We start from the raw sequence: 18,039 nt of genomic DNA on the forward strand, positions 1-18,039 counted from the left end.
ACGCGGCGTGGCTCCTGAAGTGCGCGAGTTAGAGGCTGCGAGCAACCTGAACCTTCTCGAAGACTTCGATCTTGTCGCCAACCTTGACGTCGTTGTAGCTCTTGACGCCGATACCGCATTCCATGCCGGCACGTACTTCGGAAGCGTCATCCTTGAAGCGGCGCAGGGATTCCAGCTCGCCTTCGAAGATAACGATGTCTTCACGCAGTACACGGATCGGACGGTTACGGTGAACGGTGCCTTCGATAACCATGCAGCCGGCGATCGCGCCGAATTTCGGCGAGCGGAACACGTCACGCACCTCGGCGATACCCAGGATGTTCTCCCGGACGTCGCTGCCAAGCATGCCGGTGAGGGCTTTCTTGACGTCTTCGATGATGTCGTAGATGACGTTGTAGTAACGCATGTCCAGGCCTTCCTGCTCGACGATCTTGCGAGCGCCAGCATCGGCACGCACGTTGAAGCCGAACAGTACAGCGTTGGAAGCCAGTGCCAGGTTGGCGTCGGACTCGGTGATACCACCGACACCGCCACCGACGACACGCACTTGCACTTCGTCGTTACCCAGGCCATTCAAGGCGCCGTTCAACGCTTCGAGGGAACCACGGACGTCAGATTTGAGGACGATGTTAAGCGTCTTCTTCTCTTCCTGGCCCATGTTCTCGAAGATGTTTTCCAGCTTGCCGGCGTGAGCACGGGCCAACTTGACTTCGCGGAACTTGCCTTGACGGAACAGAGCCACTTCACGGGCTTTCTTCTCGTCGGCAACCACGCTCATCTCGTCGCCAGCGTCCGGGGTACCGTCCAGGCCGAGAATCTCGACAGGGATGGACGGACCGGCTTCCTTGATGGACTTGCCGTTCTCGTCGAGCATGGCACGTACACGGCCATAGTTCGAACCGACCAGCACCATGTCGCCTTGGCGCAGGGTACCGTCTTGAACCAGAACGGTCGCCACCGGGCCACGGCCCTTGTCGAGGCGGGACTCAACCACAACACCACGGCCAGGAGCCGATGGCGTAGCGGTCAGTTCCAGGACTTCGGCTTGCAACAGAACAGCTTCGAGCAGTTCGTCAACGCCAGTACCGACTTTCGCCGAGACCGGTACGAATGGAGTGTCGCCACCCCATTCTTCGGAAGTCACGCCGTGAACCGACAGTTCGCTACGGATGCGATCGAGATCGGCGCCCGGCTTGTCGATTTTGTTCACCGCAACCACCAACGGTACGCCAGCTGCCTTGGCATGCTGAACGGCTTCGATGGTTTGTGGCATCACGCCGTCGTCTGCTGCAACGACCAGGATCACGATGTCGGTCGCCTTGGCACCACGGGCACGCATCGCGGTAAACGCGGCGTGACCAGGGGTGTCGAGGAACGTCACCATGCCGCGATCGGTTTCAACGTGGTAGGCGCCGATGTGCTGGGTAATACCGCCAGCCTCGCCTGCCGCAACCTTGGCACGACGGATGTAGTCGAGCAGGGAAGTCTTACCGTGGTCAACGTGGCCCATTACGGTCACGACCGGCGCACGGGAAACGGCTTCACCTTCGAACTTCAGGGACTCGGCCAGGGAATCTTCCAGGGCGGTGTCGCTGACCAGGGTCACTTTGTGGCCCAGCTCTTCAGCAACCAGTTGGGCAGTTTCCTGATCCAGTACCTGGTTGATGGTGGCCGGAGTGCCCAGCTTGAACATGAACTTGATGATTTCAGCTGCCTTGACCGACATCTGCTGGGCGAGATCGCCCACAGTGATGGTCTCGCCGATCTTCACTTCACGCACGACAGGGCCGGTTGGGCTCTGGAAACCGTGGGCGTTGCGTTTTTTCAGCTTGGCCTTGCCGCGACCACCACGACGGAAGCTGTCGCTTTCTTCGTCGGTGGTACGTGGGGCAACGCGTGGCGCAGGCGCTTTCTCTTTGACCGAAGCACGATGCGGAGCGTTTTTGCGCTCACCATCACCGCCGCCACCGCGACGACTGTTATCGTCGGCACGTGGTTTGTCCGGACGACGAGGTTCGTCGCGTTTACGCGCATCAGCAGCAGGTGCTGGTGCAGCGGCCACCGGAGCGGCCTCACGCGCAGCTTCTACAGGCGCGGCAGCAGGAGCAGCGACCGCATCAGTGGCAGCAGGTTGCGCAGCAGCAGGCTGGCGACGCGCTTCTTCTTCGGCGCGACGCTTGGCTTCTTCTTCAGCCTTCTGACGAGCAGCATTTTCTACTGCGCGACGTTCTTCCAGTTCGCGTTTGCGCTCGGCTTCGATTTCTTCCGGGCTGCGCTGTACGAAGACTTTCTTCTTGCGTACTTCAACGCTGATGCTCTTGCTACCAGCAACACGCAGGGTGCTGGTGGTTTTGCGCTGCAATGTAATCTTGCGCGGTTCTTCCACTTTCGCCTTGTGGCTGCTCTTCAAGTGAGTCAGCAAAGACTGCTTCTCACTATCGCTCACACCTTCATCGGCGGCGGTGTGCGGCAGACCTGCCTCACGCATCTGCTGCAACAGGCGCTCTACCGGTGTTTTGACCTCATCGGCCAGTTGTTTCACCGTGACTTGCGTCATGCACTTCTCTCCTCAGGCCGCGCCTAATTACTCGAACCAATGGGCTCGGGCGGCCATGATCAACTTGCCGGCACGATCATCGTCAATGCCGTCGATGTCGAGCAGATCGTCAATAGACTGCTCGGCCAGGTCTTCGCGGGTAATTACGCCGCGCACCGCCAGTTCCATCGCCAAATCCTTGTCCATACCCTCAAGCGAGAGCAGGTCTTCGGCCGGATGGGCGTCTGCCAGCTTTTCCTCAGTAGCGATGGCTTTAGTCAACAAACGATCCTTGGCCCGAGCGCGAAGCTCGTTGACGGTGTCTTCGTCAAAGCCATCGATGTTGAGCATTTCTTCCAACGGTACGTAGGCAATCTCTTCCAGGCTGGTGAAGCCTTCATCTACCAGCACCTGCGCCAGGTCTTCGTCGACTTCCAGCTCGTCGATGAAGTTGCGCAGGATGTCACCGGTTTCAGCTTGCTGCTTAGCCTGGATGTCCGATTCGGTCATCACGTTCAGGGTCCAGCCGGTCAGTTGGCTGGCCAGACGCACGTTCTGACCACCACGACCAATGGCCTGAGCCAGATTGTCTGCGCCAACGGCGATGTCCATGGCATGGGCATCTTCGTCAACGATAATTGCCGCCACTTCAGCCGGCGACATGGCGTTGATCACGAACTGCGCCGGGTTATCGTCCCACAGGACGATATCCACACGCTCACCGCCCAACTCGCCCGACACTGCCTGGACGCGCGAACCGCGCATACCAATGCAAGCGCCCTGCGGGTCGATGCGTTTGTCCTTGGAACGGACCGCGATCTTGGCGCGCGAACCCGGGTCGCGGGACGCAGCCATGACTTCGATCAGGCCTTCGGCGATTTCCGGCACTTCGATGCGGAACAGTTCGATCAGCATTTCCGGCGCGGTACGCGACAGGATCAGCTGAGGACCGCGGTTCTCGGTGCGGATTTCCTTGAGCAGCGCACGCAAACGCACGCCGACACGGAAGGTTTCGCGAGAAATGATGTCTTCGCGGGCCAGCAACGCTTCGGCGTTGTTGCCCAGGTCGACGATCACGTTGTCGCGGGTAACTTTTTTCACGGTGCCGGAGATGATTTCACCCAGGCGCTCGCGATAGGCGTCAACGACTTGAGCGCGCTCGGCCTCGCGAACCTTCTGCACAATGACCTGCTTGGCAGTTTGTGCAGCAATACGGCCGAACTCGATCGATTCGATCTTTTCTTCGACAACATCACCGACCTTGGCGCCAGGGTGCGTTTCAGCGACCTTGCTCGGCCAGGTTTCGATGGCCGGATCATCAAGATCGGCTTCTTCAACGACCGTCCAGCGACGGAAAGTTTCATAGGCACCGGTGTGGCGGTTGATTTCCACACGCAGATCAACTTCGTCTTCAAAACGCTTTTTGGTCGCAGTGGCCAGGGCCAGCTCCAGCGCTTCAAAAATCACGTTTGCCGGTACGCCCTTTTCATTGGATACCGACTCAACAACCAGCAGTACTTCTTTGCTCATCGTACGCCTCGCCTTTCGCAAGCCATTGGATCCGCGGGATCCGCGTCTCAGTCAAAACTGGGAATAATGTTGGCCTTGTCGATCATATCGATCGGCAACAGGAACTCATGGTCTTCTACTTGCACCACGACATCCTGCTCTTCTACACCGCGCAGAAGGCCCTGAAAATTGCGTCGCCCTTCAAAGGGAGATCGCAGCTTGATTTTCACTTGTCCACCGGCAAATTTTGCAAACTGCTCGAGAGTGAACAGTGGGCGTTCCATGCCAGGCGAGGAAACTTCGAGGGTGTACTCAACGGCGATTGGATCTTCAACATCCAGGACACCACTGATCTGACGGCTGACAATGGCACAATCGTCCACCAGCACGCCGCCCTCTTTATCAATATAAACGCGCAACATTGAGTGGCGACCTTGAGCCGAAAACTCAATACCCCAGCATTCATAGCCCAGGGCCACGACCACCGGGGCCAGCAAGGCCTGCAACTCTTCTAGCTTGCTCGACACCTGAACCCCCTCGTGCATGTATGTGCATGCTGTGCAAAATAAAAAAATGGGCGAAACGCCCATCCTTGAAACGCCGTCGAATAGCGGCGTTGAAAGTGTCCAGCTAACAAAAAGCCCCTTAATAAGGGGCTCCGCTAAAACTGGTTGCGGGGGCCGGATTTGAACCGACGACCTTCGGGTTATGAGCCCGACGAGCTACCAGACTGCTCCACCCCGCGACAAAGCTGGGGCGGAAGTATACGACCGATCCCTTACAGGGTCAATGTAACCTTCCACCTACAAGAAAGCCCGCAACAGCGGGCTCTCCTGATAATTGGTACCGAGAAGGGGACTCGAACCCCTACACCCTATGGGCACAACCACCTCAAGGTTGCGTGTCTACCAATTCCACCACCTCGGCAATACAGCGTTTACAACCCTTCTTACTTCTGCTCTTGAGCTGGAGGCACGTCAGTCGCTGGAGTAGCCGACTTTTGCTCTTGAAGCACCGGGACATCATCAGAAGCCGGTTTTGCTTTTGGTACTTCCAACACTGCTGGGTTTGGCAAACCTACTTGAGTCAGCACATGAGCTTTCTCTTTAGCAAAGTAACCTAACCCTAAGCTGGTTATGAAGAAACCTGCGGCAAGTATAGCAGTAAACTTACTAAGAAAGGTAGAGGAACCTTGGCTTCCGAACACAGTATTTGAAGCACCTGCACCGAAAGACGCACCAGCATCCGCACCTTTACCCTGTTGCAACAAAACCAGGGCAACTACGCCCAGGGCAGCCAACAGATGAAAAACGACTACGACTGTTTCCAGCATTTTTTCAGTTTCCCGCGGCGCGACAAATCGCACCGAACTCATCTGCATTCAGGGAAGCTCCACCAATGAGCCCCCCATCGATATCCGGCATGCCGAACAGTTCGACCGCATTGGCCGCCTTCACGCTGCCGCCGTATAGAAGCCGCACACCTTGTGCGACCTCAGAATTCTCTGCCGCCAACTGCGCGCGGATAGCTGCATGCACATCCTGCGCCTGTTGCGGTGTTGCAGTCAGCCCGGTGCCAATGGCCCAGACCGGCTCGTAAGCGATGACTGCCTTCGCAAACGCACCAACACCCAGCTCCTCGATGATGCTGCCCAGCTGACGCGAGACAACTTCAAGAGTCTTGCCCGATTCGCGCTGTTCAAGGGTCTCCCCTATGCACAACACCGGAATCAAGCCACAAGCCTGTGCCGCTGCGAACTTGCGATTGAGCGTCCCATCCCGTTCGCCCATCAACTGACGGCGCTCGGAGTGCCCGACAAGCACGTAGGAACAACCCGCATCAACCAACTGACTTGGCGAAATCTCGCCTGTCAGCGCACCTTGCATGGGTTCCATTGCGCAATTCTGCGCGCCGACCTGAATCGACTTACCTTTCAAGCCATCAACCACTTGGTTGATATGCAAGCAAGATGGAAAAACCGCGATATCAACACCGCTCGGCAAGGCCAAGTGACGAAGGCCATTGATCAGCTCAGCGACACTGGCGCGGGTACCGTGCATCTTCCAGTTACCAGCTACCATAGTGCGACGCATGCTGTACCTCGTCGGTCAAAGTGGGCGCAGATGTTACCCAACCACACCATCACTGGCAAGCCGAATTCAGGAGCAAACTTCAGTTACTAGTTTTGCCAGGTCTTCGGCATGCCCGCGAACCAGGGTTTCGTCCTCACCTTCGACCATGACGCGCACCAGCGGCTCTGTGCCGGACTTGCGCAGCAACACGCGCCCACGCCCCGCCATTGCCAGGGTCACGCGCTCGCAGGCCGCTTTGACAGCCGGGTGTTCGATCGGGTTGTCGCCACCGGCAAAGCGCACATTGAGCAGCACTTGCGGGCACTTGCGCAGGGCTTGACGCGCCTGGGCCAGGCTTTCCTGGCGACGGCGCAACGCCAACAGCACCTGCAGCGCGGCGATGATCGCGTCGCCCGTGGTGGTGTGCTGGAAGCACACGACATGCCCGGAGTTCTCGCCACCGATCTGCCAATTGCGCTCCAGCAGTTCGGCAATCACATAACGATCCCCGACATTGGCACGCACAAAAGGAATGCCCAGCTCGCCCAGTGCTAACTCCAGCCCGAGATTGCTCATCAGCGTACCGACGACACCGCCCTGCAAGCGGTTACGCTCATGCAGGTCGCGGGCAATGATGAACATCAAGTCATCGCCATCAACCACGGCGCCGGTGTGATCCACCATCAGCACGCGGTCGCCGTCGCCATCAAAGGCAATACCCAGGTCGGCATGCTCGGCCAGGACGGCAGCCTGCAATTGCTCCATATGCGTGGAGCCGCAGTTTTCGTTGATGTTCAACCCGTTTGGCTGGGCCGACAGCACCGTCACTTCCGCACCCAGCTCCTTGAATACGCTCGGCGCCACTTTATAGGTCGCACCGTGGGCACAGTCGACGACGATCTTCAGCCCGGCGAAATTGGTGCTGCTTGGCACACTGCTCTTACAGAATTCGATATAACGGCCAGAGGCGTCGTTGATCCGCGACACTTTGCCCAGCTTGCTGGACTCGACCACCGTCATCGGCGCATCCAGCAGCTCTTCGATCATCAGCTCGATCTCATCCGGCAGCTTGGTGCCCTGCCCCGAGAAGAACTTGATGCCGTTGTCATCATGAGGATTGTGCGAAGCACTGATCACAATGCCGGCTTCGGCATGGAAGGTACGCGTCAGGTAAGCGATCGCCGGGGTCGGCATCGGGCCCAGCAGCATTACATCGGCACCGGCGGCGGACAAACCGGCCTCCAGCGCAGACTCAAACATATAGCCTGAGATACGCGTGTCCTTGCCCACCAGGATGCGGCACGCGCCCATGCTGCGGAACGCCATGCCTGCCGCCCAACCCAGCTTGAGCATGAAATCGGGGGTAATCGGAAACTCGCCGACCCGACCACGGATACCGTCGGTGCCAAAGTATTTCTTTGTCATAAGTGCTCCATCATTCTTATTCGGCCGATTCTACTGCGGCAATCATGCGGACAACATCCACGGTCTCAGCGACATCATGCACACGCAAGATACGCGCACCCTTGGTCACAGCAAGTGCCGCCAGCGCCAACCCACCATAAAGCCGCTCGCCCACCGGGCGATTCAGCGCCAGACCTATCATGCTCTTGCGCGAAACGCCGACCAACAAAGGTCGACCCAGGGCATGCAAGGCTTCCATATGCTTGAACAGACTTAGATTGTGCTGCAGGGTCTTGGCGAAACCAAACCCCGGATCGAGGATGATCTTGTCGGCAGCGATCCCTACGGCGGCGCATTGAGCAATGCGATCAGCCAGGAACCCGCTCACTTCGCCAACCAGATCATCGTAGTGCGGATTGTCCTGCATGGTGCCGGGCTCGCCCAGCATATGCATCAGGCACACCGGCAGGCCGGTCGCCGCGGCGGCGTCCAGCGCGCCATCACGCTGCAACGAACGCACATCGTTGATCAGCCCCGCGCCCAGACGCGCCGTTTCGCGCATCACCGCCGGGGTCGATGTATCCACGGAAATGATCACATCCAGCTCGCGAGCGATGCGCTCGACGATCGGCGCCACCCGCTCCAGCTCCTCCACGGGAGAAACCACGCGAGCACCGGGCCGGGTCGACTCGCCGCCGACATCGATCAAGGTCGCACCCGCCGCCACCATCGCCTCGGCGTGACGCAACGCAGCATCGAGCTGATTGAAGCGACCACCATCGGAAAAGGAATCGGGGGTTACATTAAGAATGCCCATGACATGCGTATGGGCCAAATCAAGAACCCGGCTGCCGCAAGGCAACCGGGTGGAGGACGACGCAAAAGTCATTTCAAACCTTAGTGGTCAGCTGCAGGACCGCCGATCGGGTTTTCAGGGCGTTCGTTCTGAACCACTGGCGGCGTGCCAGAGGTGCCCGAACCGCCTTCCCAATCGCGAGGCTCACGCGGTGTACGGCCCGCCATGATGTCGTCGATCTGATCGGCATCAATGGTTTCGTACTTCATCAGCGCATCCGCCATGGCATCCAGCTTGTCGCGGTTGTCGGTGAGGATCTGCTTGGCCGTGCCGTAGCACTGGTCAATGATGCTGCGCACTTCGGAGTCGATCAGCTTGGCTGTCTCACCGGAGAAGCTGGCACTTTGACCGCCACCGCCACGTCCCAGGAACACTTCGCCTTCTTCCTCGGCGTACATCAAAGGACCGAGTTTTTCCGACAGACCCCACTTGGTCACCATGTTCCGCGCAATCTGGCTGGCACGCATGATGTCGTTGGAAGCACCGGTGGTGACACCGTCGAAGCCCAGGGTCATCTCTTCAGCAATCCGGCCGCCGTACAGCGAGCAGATCTGACTGATCAACGCACGCTTGGAGAGGCTGTAGCGATCCTCTTCCGGCAGGAACATGGTCACACCCAGCGCCCGACCACGAGGAATGATCGACACTTTGTAGACCGGGTCATGCTCAGGCACGACGCGCCCCACGATAGCGTGACCGGCTTCGTGATAAGCGGTGTTCTGCTTCTCTTTCTCGGACATGACCATGGATTTGCGCTCGGCGCCCATCATGATCTTGTCTTTGGCCAGTTCGAACTCTTTCATTTCCACGATGCGCTTGCCGGTACGGGCCGCAAACAGCGAAGCCTCGTTCACCAGGTTGGCCAGGTCGGCACCGGAGAAGCCAGGCGTACCGCGGGCAATCACGGCCGGAGCCACGTCGTCGCCCATGGGTACTTTACGCATGTGGACTTTCAGAATCTGCTCACGACCACGGATATCCGGCAAGCCCACCACGACCTGACGGTCGAAACGGCCTGGACGCAGCAATGCAGGGTCCAACACATCCGGACGGTTGGTTGCGGCAATGACGATGATGCCGTCATTCATTTCAAAGCCGTCCATCTCCACCAGCAACTGGTTGAGGGTCTGCTCACGTTCATCGTGACCACCGCCCATGCCAGCACCACGATGGCGACCAACGGCGTCGATTTCATCGATGAAGATGATGCATGGCGCGTGCTTCTTGGCCTGCTCGAACATGTCGCGAACACGGCTGGCACCGACGCCGACAAACATTTCGACGAAGTCCGAACCGGAAATGGTGAAGAACGGCACCTTGGCTTCACCGGCAATCGCCTTGGCCAGCAAGGTTTTACCGGTGCCCGGCGGGCCGACCATCAGCACACCGCGTGGAATGCGGCCACCCAGGCGCTGGAACTTGCCCGGATCACGCAGGAACTCGACCAGCTCACCCACTTCTTCCTTGGCTTCGTCGCAACCGGCGACGTCTGCCAGGGTGGTCTTCACCTGGTCTTCGGAGAGTAGGCGCGCCTTGCTCTTGCCGAAACTCATCGGTCCGCCCTTGCCTCCTGCACCACCTTGCATCTGGCGCATGAAGAACATGAACACGGCGATGATCACCAGGATCGGGAAGCTTGCCACCAGGAGTTGAGTCCAGATGCTCTGCTGCTCAGGCAGCTTGCCTTCGACAATCACGTGGTTATCCACCAGGTCGCCGATCAGACCGTTGTCCTGGATTGCCGGACGAATGGTCTTGAAGCCGTCGCCATCGTTGCGCTTGCCGGTAATCACGTAGCCATCAACCGCTACGCGCTCGACCTTGCCATCCTTAACTTGCTGGATGAAGTCGGAATAGTTGAGGGTCTGCGGCTCGTTAGGGCTGGAGAAGTTGTTCATCACCGTCACCAGGACAGCCGCGATGATCAACCACAGGATCAGATTCTTTGCCATATCGTTCAATTAACTACCCTCTGAAGCAAGCTCCGCTACTGGCGCGCGCTTCGCATGATATTCACCGGCCTAACTTACTACATTACCTACAACTCTGGCAGGCGCCGTCTGTAACCCTTTGTGAAACTTTGACTACACAATATTCGTAAAGCTTCGTGACGAAAGCGATATAAAAAAACCTATCGACTCCCCTCAAACCTTCAAAGGCGCTCATCACTCGCCGCACCTTCGATACCGCGGAACCCCCGCGCCAGCAGATATTGCTCGCGAGACCGATCCCGTGAGGAGTCCGGTTTGCGCATCTGCACCTTATCGAACAGCTTGCGGATGTTCTTGTGGTACTCGTCGAAACCCTCGCCCTGGAAGACCTTGACCAGGAAATCACCACCCGGACGCAATACCCGCCCCGCCAGATCCAGCGCCAACTCGCACAGGAACATGGCTCGCGGCATATCAACAGCCGGTAATCCACTCATATTGGGGGCCATGTCGGAAATCACAAGGTCCACCTGCGAATTTCCCACAGCCTGCAGGATCTCAGCTAACACCGCGTCCTGGGTAAAGTCACCATGGACGAAGGTCACATCCGGGATGCTGTCCATCTCCAGGATGTCGGAAGCGATCAACCGGCCTTGCCCGCCAATCAGACGACTGGCCACCTGGGACCAGCCACCCGGGGCGGCGCCCAGGTCGATCACGCTCATGCCGGGACGGAACAGTTTGTCCTTGTCCTGAAGCTCCAGCAGCTTGTAGCTGGCCCGGGAACGGTAGCCGTCCTTTTGCGCCTTTTTGACGTAAGGGTCGTTGAAATGCTCTTGCAGCCACTTAAGGCTAGTTTTGGAACGGGCCACGGGCCACCTCGAAAATAAAACGGGTCGTGATTAACTGGGCGGTCCCGGACTCGCTCGGGTAAACTGGCCGCCGCTTTTTACAAGATCAGACGCAGGGGTCAGATTATGCCGCTCACTCAAGAGCAGAAGAAACAGTACAAATCCATTGGCCACCATCTGAAACCAGTTTTGATCGTGGCCGACAACGGTTTGACTGAAGGTGTGTTAGCCGAACTTGAACGCGCATTGGGCGATCACGAACTGATCAAGATCAAGGTCAACATCCTTGACCGCGAAGCGCGCCTGGCCGCCATTGCAGAACTGTGCAAGGTTGGCAAGGCAGACCTGGTTCAGGTCATCGGCAAGATGGCACTGCTGTATCGCAAGAACTTCAGCGTCAACAAGCAACTGTCGAACGTTCATCGCTTCAAATGACAACAAGGGTCACGGGCGTGCTTCGCGCGCCCCGCCACTCCACCCAGGCGCCGGTTGCATCACCAGCACCAGGCCGGAAAACCCTAGCACAAGATAGCTGAATAGCTGCCAGCGCAACGCTTCCGGCAGCCACACATGCACGATGCAATACATTGCACATGCATACAGCGCCATCAACAGCAGTTGGCCGCGAATATCCCGCCACAAACTCCCCAAGCCTTCGGCCTTGATCAGCACCAGCGCCTGAAGCGTCACGCACGCCGCCGCAAAACCCACCAGCAGCGCACTCAGTAATCCATCGATCTCATCGATCAACAACGGCGCCAGGCCAATCAGGCCCAACGCCGGTAACACGCCAATATGCAACAACCACAGGCCGCCCACCCACAGCATCTGGGCAAACTGCCAAAGCATGGCGCCCGCACGAAGCGGGCGCCGCCTTTCAGACATGGCGAACTTCAACAATCTCGTACTCGATCACGCCACCGGGCGTTTTCACAACCACCACATCACCCTCTTCCTTGGCAATCAAGGCACGGGCGAGTGGCGAACCGACGGAGATCTTGCCGAGTTTGAAGTCAGCTTCGTCTTCACCGACGATGTGGTACACCACGCTTTCGTCGGTTTCGACATTGGCGATTTCCACCGTGGTGCCGAAAATCACTTTGCCGGTGTGCGGGATGGTCGTGACGTCGATGATGACCGCATTCTGCATACGGCCTTCGATGTCACGGATCCGCGCCTCGACCATACCCTGCTGCTCGCGGGCAGCGTGGTATTCGGCGTTTTCCTTCAAGTCACCCAGCTCGCGGGCCGTACCGATGTCCTGGCTCAGCTTTGGACGTACGACCTTGGTCAGATGGGCGTGCTCCTCTTCCAGGGCCTTGGCGCCCCGAACGGTCATTGGGTATTTGATCATGCCTTCAATCCTGCGTGTAGATCCTGCAAGCGACGCACGGTCTTTTCCGGACCGAACTTGAGCGCTTCGCAGATAGCTTCGCCAGCAGCAATGGTCGTGGTGCAGTAGATCTTGTGCTGCAAGGCATTACGACGAATGGAGTAAGAATCCGCAATCGACTGACGACCCTCAGTGGTGTTGATGATCAGAGTGACTTCGTCATTCTTGATCATATCGACCACATGCGGACGGCCTTCCGTCACCTTGTTCACGCGACGCACTTTCAGACCCGCCGCTTCAATCAGCCTGGCGGTCCCGGCGGTGGCCACGATCTCGAAGCCCAAGTTGATCAGATCACGGGCCACGCCTGCAACCAGTGGCTTGTCATCGTCGCGCACGCTGATGAAAGCAGTACCGCCGGTCGGCAGCACTTCGCTGGCGCCCATCTGGGCCTTGGCGAACGCTTCACCGAAGGTATCGCCCACGCCCATCACTTCACCGGTGGACTTCATCTCTGGGCCCAGGATCGGGTCCACGCCAGGGAATTTGGCGAATGGGAACACCGCCTCTTTCACGCTGTAGAAGTTCGGAATGATTTCCTTGGTGAAGCCGATTTCCTTCAGGGTCTTACCGGCCATCACGCGGGCAGCGATCATGGCCAGGGACACACCGATGCACTTGGACACGAACGGCACGGTACGCGAGGCGCGCGGGTTGACTTCGATGACGTAGATGTCTTCGCCTTGCAGCGCCAACTGTACGTTCATCAGGCCGACCACACCCAGTTCCAGGGCCATTTTCTTGACCTGTTCGCGCATCTCGTCCTGGATGTGCAGCGGCAGCGAGTAAGGCGGCAGCGAGCACGCGGAGTCACCGGAGTGAACGCCCGCCTGTTCGATGTGCTGCATGATTGCGCCGATGACCACGTCAGTACCGTCGCAAACCGCATCCACGTCCATCTCGATGGCGCAGTTGAGGAAGTGGTCCAGCAGCACCGGGCTGTCGTTGGACACTTTCACCGCATCACGCAGGTAACGCTTGAGTTCTTCTTCTTCGTAGACGATTTCCATCGCCCGGCCGCCCAGTACGTAGGACGGACGCACCACCAGCGGGTAGCCGATCTTGCTGGCCGCACGCAGGGCTTCGTCTTCGCTGCGCACGGTAGCGTTTGGCGGCTGACGCAGGTTCAGGCGCTCGACCATTTGCTGGAAGCGCTCACGGTCTTCGGCACGGTCGATGGCGTCTGGGCTGGTGCCGATGATCGGCACGCCAGCGGCTTCCAGGGCACGGGCCAGTTTCAGCGGGGTTTGGCCGCCGTACTGGACGATCACGCCTTTAGGCTTCTCGACGCGCACGATTTCCAGCACGTCTTCCAGGGTGACCGGCTCGAAGTACAGGCGGTCGGAAGTGTCGTAGTCGGTGGAAACGGTTTCCGGGTTGCAGTTGACCATGATGGTCTCGTACCCGTCTTCGCGCAGGGCGAGGGCGGCGTGTACGCAGCAGTAGTCGAACTCGATGCCCTGGCCGATACGGTTCGGACCGCCACCCAGGATCATGATCTTGTCGCGACCCGACGGCGCAGCTTCGCACTCTTCCTCGTAGGTGGAGTACAGGTAGGCGGTGTCGGTGGAAAACTCGGCGGCGCAGGTGTCAACGCGCTTGTAGACCGGGAAGATGTCCAACTTGTGGCGATGAGTGCGCAGGTTTTTCTCAGTCACACCCAGCAACTTGGCCAGGCGCTGGTCGGAGAAACCTTTGCGCTTGAGGCGGAACATGGTGTCGCGGTCGATGCTGGCCAGACCCAGGGTCTTGACCTTCTCTTCTTCCTTGATCAGATCTTCGATCTGCACCAGGAACCACGGATCGATCATGTTCATGCCGAAGATGTCTTCGACGGTCATGCCGGCGCGGAACGCGTCAGCGACGTACCAGATACGCTCGGCACCCGGCACGGTCAGCTCGCGCTTGAGCACGCTCATGCTTTCCGGATTGCTCAGGTCGAGCTTCTCGTCCAGGCCGCAAACGCCGACTTCGAGGCCGCGCAGGGCTTTCTGCAGGGATTCCTGGAAGGTCCGGCCAATGGCCATGACTTCGCCGACCGACTTCATCTGGGTGGTCAGGCGCGCGTCTGCCTTGGGGAACTTCTCGAAGGCGAAACGTGGCAGCTTGGTCACGACGTAGTCGATGGACGGCTCGAAGGACGCCGGGGTCTTGCCGCCGGTGATGTCGTTCGACAGTTCGTCCAGGGTGTAACCCACAGCCAGCTTGGCCGCGACCTTGGCGATCGGGAAACCGGTGGCTTTCGAGGCCAGGGCCGACGAACGGGACACACGCGGGTTCATCTCGATCACGACCATACGGCCGGTGTTCGGGCAGATACCGAACTGCACGTTGGAACCGCCAGTCTCCACGCCGATCTCGCGCAGTACCGCCAGGGAGGCGTCACGCAGGATCTGGTATTCCTTGTCGGTCAGGGTCTGTGCCGGAGCAACAGTGATCGAGTCACCGGTGTGTACGCCCATCGGGTCGAAGTTTTCGATGGAGCAGACGATGATGCAGTTGTCCTTCTTATCGCGGACAACCTCCATCTCATATTCTTTCCAGCCGATCAGGGATTCGTCGATCAGCAGCTCTTTGGTCGGCGACAGGTCCAGGCCGCGGGCGCAGATTTCTTCGAACTCTTCACGGTTGTACGCAATACCGCCACCGGTACCGCCCATGGTGAAGGACGGACGGATGATGCACGGGAAGCCCAGGGTCTCGAGGACCGCATTGGCTTCTTCCATGCTGTGGGCGATACCGGAACGCGGGCACGCCAGGCCGATGGATTTCATCGCCTTGTCGAAGCGCGAACGGTCTTCGGCCTTGTCGATGGTGTCAGCGTTGGCACCGATCATCTCAACGCCGAATTTTTCCAGAATGCCTTCGCGTTCCAGGTCGAGGGCGCAGTTCAGGGCGGTCTGGCCGCCCATGGTCGGCAGCAGTGCGTCCGGACGCTCTTTCTCGATGATCTTGGCAACGGTCTGCCACTTGATCGGCTCGATGTAGGTGGCGTCGGCCATGGCCGGGTCGGTCATGATGGTGGCCGGGTTGGAGTTCACCAGGATGACGCGGTAACCCTCCTCGCGCAGGGCTTTACAGGCCTGGGCGCCGGAGTAGTCGAATTCGCAGGCCTGGCCGATCACGATCGGGCCAGCGCCGAGAATCAGGATGCTTTTTATGTCTGTACGTTTTGGCATGGGTTTGTCACTCAAATCCGCAGGTCAGTCGGCAAGCCGTCTTGAACAATCTTTGAAGAGCCTGCGGGGGCCACCGACAGTCGGGGCCGCCCGCAGGCCGCTCAGTCAGCGTCGCTTGGCCATCTCATTGATGAAACGGTCGAACAGCGGCGCTACGTCGTTCGGGCCCGGGCTGGCTTCAGGATGGCCCTGGAAGCTGAACGCACTCTTGTCGGTGCGCTCGATGCCTTGCAGGGAACCGTCGAACAGCGACTTGTGGGTCGCACGGACGTTGGCCGGCAAGGTCGTTTCATCCACCGCAAAACCGTGGTTCTGGCTGGTGATCATCACTACGCCGGTGTCCAGGTCCTGTACAGGGTGGTTCGCGCCGTGGTGGCCGTGCCCCATTTTCAGGGTCTTGGCGCCGGAGGCCAGAGCGAGCAGTTGGTGGCCCAGGCAGATACCGAACACCGGGATCTCGGTCTCCAGCACGTCCTTGATCGCCTTGATGGCGTAGTCGCATGGCTCAGGGTCACCCGGGCCGTTGGACAGGAACACGCCGTCCGGCTGCAACGCCAGGACGTCGCTGGCAGGGGTTTGCGCCGGCACCACGGTCACGCGGCAACCGCGCTCGACCAGCATGCGCAGGATGTTGTACTTGATGCCGTAGTCGTAGGCCACTACGTGGTAGGGCAGATCAGCGGCGTCGATGGTCGCGTGGCTGTCGGTCTTCAAGTCCCAGACAGTGGAGCGCCAATCGTACTGTTCCTGGGTGCTGACGACTTTCGCCAGGTCCATGCCCTTCAGGCCAGGGAAGCCTTGCGCCGCAGCAATTGCCGCAGCCTCGGAGATATTCTCACCGACCATGATGCAGCCGTTCTGCGAGCCTTTTTCACGCAGGATGCGTGTCAGGCGGCGCGTATCGATACCGGCGATCGCCACAACGTTGTTGGCTTTCAGGTAATCGGACAGCGACATCGTGCTACGCCAGTTGCTCGCAACCAGTGGCAGGTCACGAATCACCAGGCCCGCGGACCAGACGCGATTGGACTCGACGTCTTGCGGTGTAGTACCGGTGTTGCCGATGTGCGGATAAGTCAGGGTAACGATCTGTTGGGCGTAGGAAGGATCGGTAAGGATTTCCTGATAGCCGGTCATGGCAGTGTTAAACACCACCTCTCCAACGGTTTGACCGTCGGCTCCAATGGCTTCGCCGCGAAAAATGCTGCCATCAGCAAGGGCGAGTATGGCTGGCTTAGTCAAGAAGACCTCCCGTAAATAAAGCCTGAAAGGGCGATCGCAGGTTGTAAAAAAGCGGAGTGACGTATGGACACGTCACCCCGCTTTTTCACTGAATTATTCTGCGCGCTTTTAGTGGACACACTAAAGCTGTAGCTTACAGAAAAAGGCTGTTTTGGTCCACCGCTAATGAGCCTTAAAGGCAGGAGAATGCGACAGGACGTCGCTTAGCGGGTAAAAACGGGGCCTTAGGATAATCCCGAGGCCCCATTTTAGCTACTGATTAGTGCAGATCCAGCACATCGCGCATGTCATACAGACCCGGCGCACGCCCATCCAGCCACAGCGCGGCACGCACCGCACCCTTGGCGAATGTCATGCGGCTGGAGGCTTTGTGCGTGATTTCCAGGCGCTCGCCTTCAGTGGCGAACAGCACGGTGTGATCACCGACGACATCGCCACCACGAACGGTGGCAAAGCCAATGGTGTCACGCGCACGCGCGCCGGTATGACCTTCACGCCCGTACACCGCCACCTTCGACAAGTCGCGCCCCAGGGCATCGGCGATAGCCTCACCCATGCGCAACGCGGTTCCCGACGGCGCATCGATCTTGTGGCGATGATGGGTCTCGATGATTTCGATATCCGCCTCATCGCCCAGCACGCGCGCCGCCAGATCCAGCAGCTTGAGCGACAGGTTCACGCCCACGCTGAAGTTGGCGGCAAACACGATGGGAATATCCTTGCCCGCCTCGACCAGCAACTGTTTCTGCTCAGCGCTCAAGCCGGTGGTGCCGATCACCATGGCCTTACCCGCCTTGCGGCAGAACGCCAGGTTTTTCAGCATCACGTCCGGCAGCGTAAAGTCGATCAGCACGTCGAATTCGTCCGCCACCTGCTCCAGATTGCCGGACAACGACACGCCGATACGCCCCAGCGAAGCCAGCTCACCGGCATCGGCGCCGATCAGCGTACTGCCTGGGCGAACGATCGCCGCGGTCAGGCCGGAGGCCGGCGAGCGCTGCTGTACCGCTTCGATCAGGGTTTTACCCATGCGCCCGGCAGCGCCCATTACGGCTATACGTCGCAT

Annotated in this window: 15 protein-coding genes and 2 tRNA genes; 1 reads left to right on the top strand and 16 read right to left on the bottom strand. The window is 59.0% G+C overall.

From position 1 onward, the window contains the following. Positions 1 to 28: 28 nt before the first annotated feature. The 11 genes from infB to rlmE form a co-directional block, all read right to left on the bottom strand. Positions 29 to 2,557, bottom strand: a complete 2,529-nt coding sequence (gene infB / locus AC07W0_RS00190; protein WP_017847423.1) for a translation initiation factor IF-2 — start codon at positions 2,555 to 2,557, stop codon at positions 29 to 31. Positions 2,558 to 2,584: 27 nt separating this feature from the next. Continuing rightward, entirely contained in the window at positions 2,585 to 4,066 is a 1,482-nt protein-coding gene (gene nusA / locus AC07W0_RS00195) for a transcription termination factor NusA (RefSeq protein WP_008057419.1), read from the bottom strand. Positions 4,067 to 4,113: 47 nt separating this feature from the next. Then, a complete protein-coding gene (rimP, locus tag AC07W0_RS00200) occupies positions 4,114 to 4,572 on the bottom strand; it encodes a ribosome maturation factor RimP (protein WP_026140087.1) in 459 nt (152 codons plus the stop codon). A gap of 141 nt (positions 4,573 to 4,713) precedes the next feature. Beyond that, a tRNA-Met gene (locus AC07W0_RS00205) sits at positions 4,714 to 4,790 on the bottom strand. A gap of 96 nt (positions 4,791 to 4,886) precedes the next feature. Then, a tRNA-Leu gene (locus AC07W0_RS00210) sits at positions 4,887 to 4,972 on the bottom strand. A 22-nt stretch (positions 4,973 to 4,994) separates the two neighbouring features. Then, positions 4,995 to 5,378 (bottom strand): preprotein translocase subunit SecG, encoded by a 384-nt coding sequence (gene secG, locus AC07W0_RS00215; protein ID WP_010206600.1) that lies wholly within the window; start codon positions 5,376 to 5,378, stop codon positions 4,995 to 4,997. A gap of 4 nt (positions 5,379 to 5,382) precedes the next feature. Next, positions 5,383 to 6,138 (bottom strand): triose-phosphate isomerase, encoded by a 756-nt coding sequence (gene tpiA, locus AC07W0_RS00220; RefSeq protein ID WP_026140086.1) that lies wholly within the window; start codon positions 6,136 to 6,138, stop codon positions 5,383 to 5,385. Between the two features lie 66 nt (positions 6,139 to 6,204). After that, positions 6,205 to 7,542: a phosphoglucosamine mutase gene (glmM, locus tag AC07W0_RS00225; protein WP_017847420.1), complete on the bottom strand. Its 1,338-nt coding sequence runs from the start codon at positions 7,540 to 7,542 to the stop codon at positions 6,205 to 6,207. 16 nt (positions 7,543 to 7,558) lie between these two features. Continuing rightward, entirely contained in the window at positions 7,559 to 8,410 is an 852-nt protein-coding gene (gene folP / locus AC07W0_RS00230) for a dihydropteroate synthase (RefSeq protein WP_026140085.1), read from the bottom strand. An 8-nt stretch (positions 8,411 to 8,418) separates the two neighbouring features. After that, positions 8,419 to 10,329, bottom strand: coding sequence for an ATP-dependent zinc metalloprotease FtsH (gene ftsH, locus AC07W0_RS00235; protein ID WP_017847418.1), 1,911 nt, complete (start codon positions 10,327 to 10,329; stop codon positions 8,419 to 8,421). Between the two features lie 200 nt (positions 10,330 to 10,529). Further along, positions 10,530 to 11,180, bottom strand: a complete 651-nt coding sequence (gene rlmE / locus AC07W0_RS00240) for a 23S rRNA (uridine(2552)-2'-O)-methyltransferase RlmE (RefSeq protein ID WP_017847417.1) — start codon at positions 11,178 to 11,180, stop codon at positions 10,530 to 10,532. 105 nt (positions 11,181 to 11,285) lie between these two features. On the opposite strand from rlmE, the gene AC07W0_RS00245 reads away from it, so the two are divergent. Beyond that, on the top strand, positions 11,286 to 11,594 hold the full coding sequence (locus AC07W0_RS00245) for a YhbY family RNA-binding protein (protein WP_017139256.1): 309 nt from the start codon (positions 11,286 to 11,288) through the stop codon (positions 11,592 to 11,594). A gap of 9 nt (positions 11,595 to 11,603) precedes the next feature. On the opposite strand, the gene AC07W0_RS00250 is transcribed toward AC07W0_RS00245, so the two are convergent. From AC07W0_RS00250 to dapB, 5 genes are all read right to left on the bottom strand, one after another. After that, positions 11,604 to 12,008, bottom strand: coding sequence for a hypothetical protein (locus AC07W0_RS00250; protein WP_017847416.1), 405 nt, complete (start codon positions 12,006 to 12,008; stop codon positions 11,604 to 11,606). Positions 12,009 to 12,036: 28 nt separating this feature from the next. Beyond that, the gene (gene greA / locus AC07W0_RS00255; RefSeq protein ID WP_017847415.1) at positions 12,037 to 12,513 is read right to left on the bottom strand and encodes a transcription elongation factor GreA; all 477 of its coding nucleotides are present in this window, start codon (positions 12,511 to 12,513) and stop codon (positions 12,037 to 12,039) included. Then, entirely contained in the window at positions 12,510 to 15,731 is a 3,222-nt protein-coding gene (gene carB, locus AC07W0_RS00260; RefSeq protein WP_017847414.1) for a carbamoyl-phosphate synthase large subunit, read from the bottom strand. The genes greA and carB overlap by 4 nt, the downstream gene beginning before the upstream one ends. A 105-nt stretch (positions 15,732 to 15,836) precedes the next feature. Then, the gene (carA, locus tag AC07W0_RS00265; protein WP_026140083.1) at positions 15,837 to 16,973 is read right to left on the bottom strand and encodes a glutamine-hydrolyzing carbamoyl-phosphate synthase small subunit; all 1,137 of its coding nucleotides are present in this window, start codon (positions 16,971 to 16,973) and stop codon (positions 15,837 to 15,839) included. A 259-nt stretch (positions 16,974 to 17,232) separates the two neighbouring features. Further along, complete coding sequence (dapB, locus tag AC07W0_RS00270; protein WP_026140082.1) at positions 17,233 to 18,039, bottom strand: 4-hydroxy-tetrahydrodipicolinate reductase; 807 nt, start codon at positions 18,037 to 18,039, stop codon at positions 17,233 to 17,235.

The sequence above is a fragment of the Pseudomonas sp. GW704-F2 genome, assembly GCF_059423025.1.

What these genes read in the sequence shown, in the direction of transcription:
- infB (WP_017847423.1), bottom strand. Translation starts at nt 2,557, where the DNA reads ATGACGCAAGTCACGGTGAAACAACTGGCCGATGAGGTCAAAACACCG.
- nusA (WP_008057419.1), bottom strand. Translation starts at nt 4,066, where the DNA reads ATGAGCAAAGAAGTACTGCTGGTTGTTGAGTCGGTATCCAATGAAAAG.
- secG (WP_010206600.1), bottom strand. Translation starts at nt 5,378, where the DNA reads ATGCTGGAAACAGTCGTAGTCGTTTTTCATCTGTTGGCTGCCCTGGGC.
- tpiA (WP_026140086.1), bottom strand. Translation starts at nt 6,138, where the DNA reads ATGCGTCGCACTATGGTAGCTGGTAACTGGAAGATGCACGGTACCCGC.
- glmM (WP_017847420.1), bottom strand. Translation starts at nt 7,542, where the DNA reads ATGACAAAGAAATACTTTGGCACCGACGGTATCCGTGGTCGGGTCGGC.
- folP (WP_026140085.1), bottom strand. Translation starts at nt 8,410, where the DNA reads ATGACTTTTGCGTCGTCCTCCACCCGGTTGCCTTGCGGCAGCCGGGTT.
- ftsH (WP_017847418.1), bottom strand. Translation starts at nt 10,329, where the DNA reads ATGGCAAAGAATCTGATCCTGTGGTTGATCATCGCGGCTGTCCTGGTG.
- AC07W0_RS00245 (WP_017139256.1), top strand. Translation starts at nt 11,286, where the DNA reads ATGCCGCTCACTCAAGAGCAGAAGAAACAGTACAAATCCATTGGCCAC.
- AC07W0_RS00250 (WP_017847416.1), bottom strand. Translation starts at nt 12,008, where the DNA reads ATGCTTTGGCAGTTTGCCCAGATGCTGTGGGTGGGCGGCCTGTGGTTG.
- greA (WP_017847415.1), bottom strand. Translation starts at nt 12,513, where the DNA reads ATGATCAAATACCCAATGACCGTTCGGGGCGCCAAGGCCCTGGAAGAG.
- carB (WP_017847414.1), bottom strand. Translation starts at nt 15,731, where the DNA reads ATGCCAAAACGTACAGACATAAAAAGCATCCTGATTCTCGGCGCTGGC.
- dapB (WP_026140082.1), bottom strand. Translation starts at nt 18,039, where the DNA reads ATGCGACGTATAGCCGTAATGGGCGCTGCCGGGCGCATGGGTAAAACC.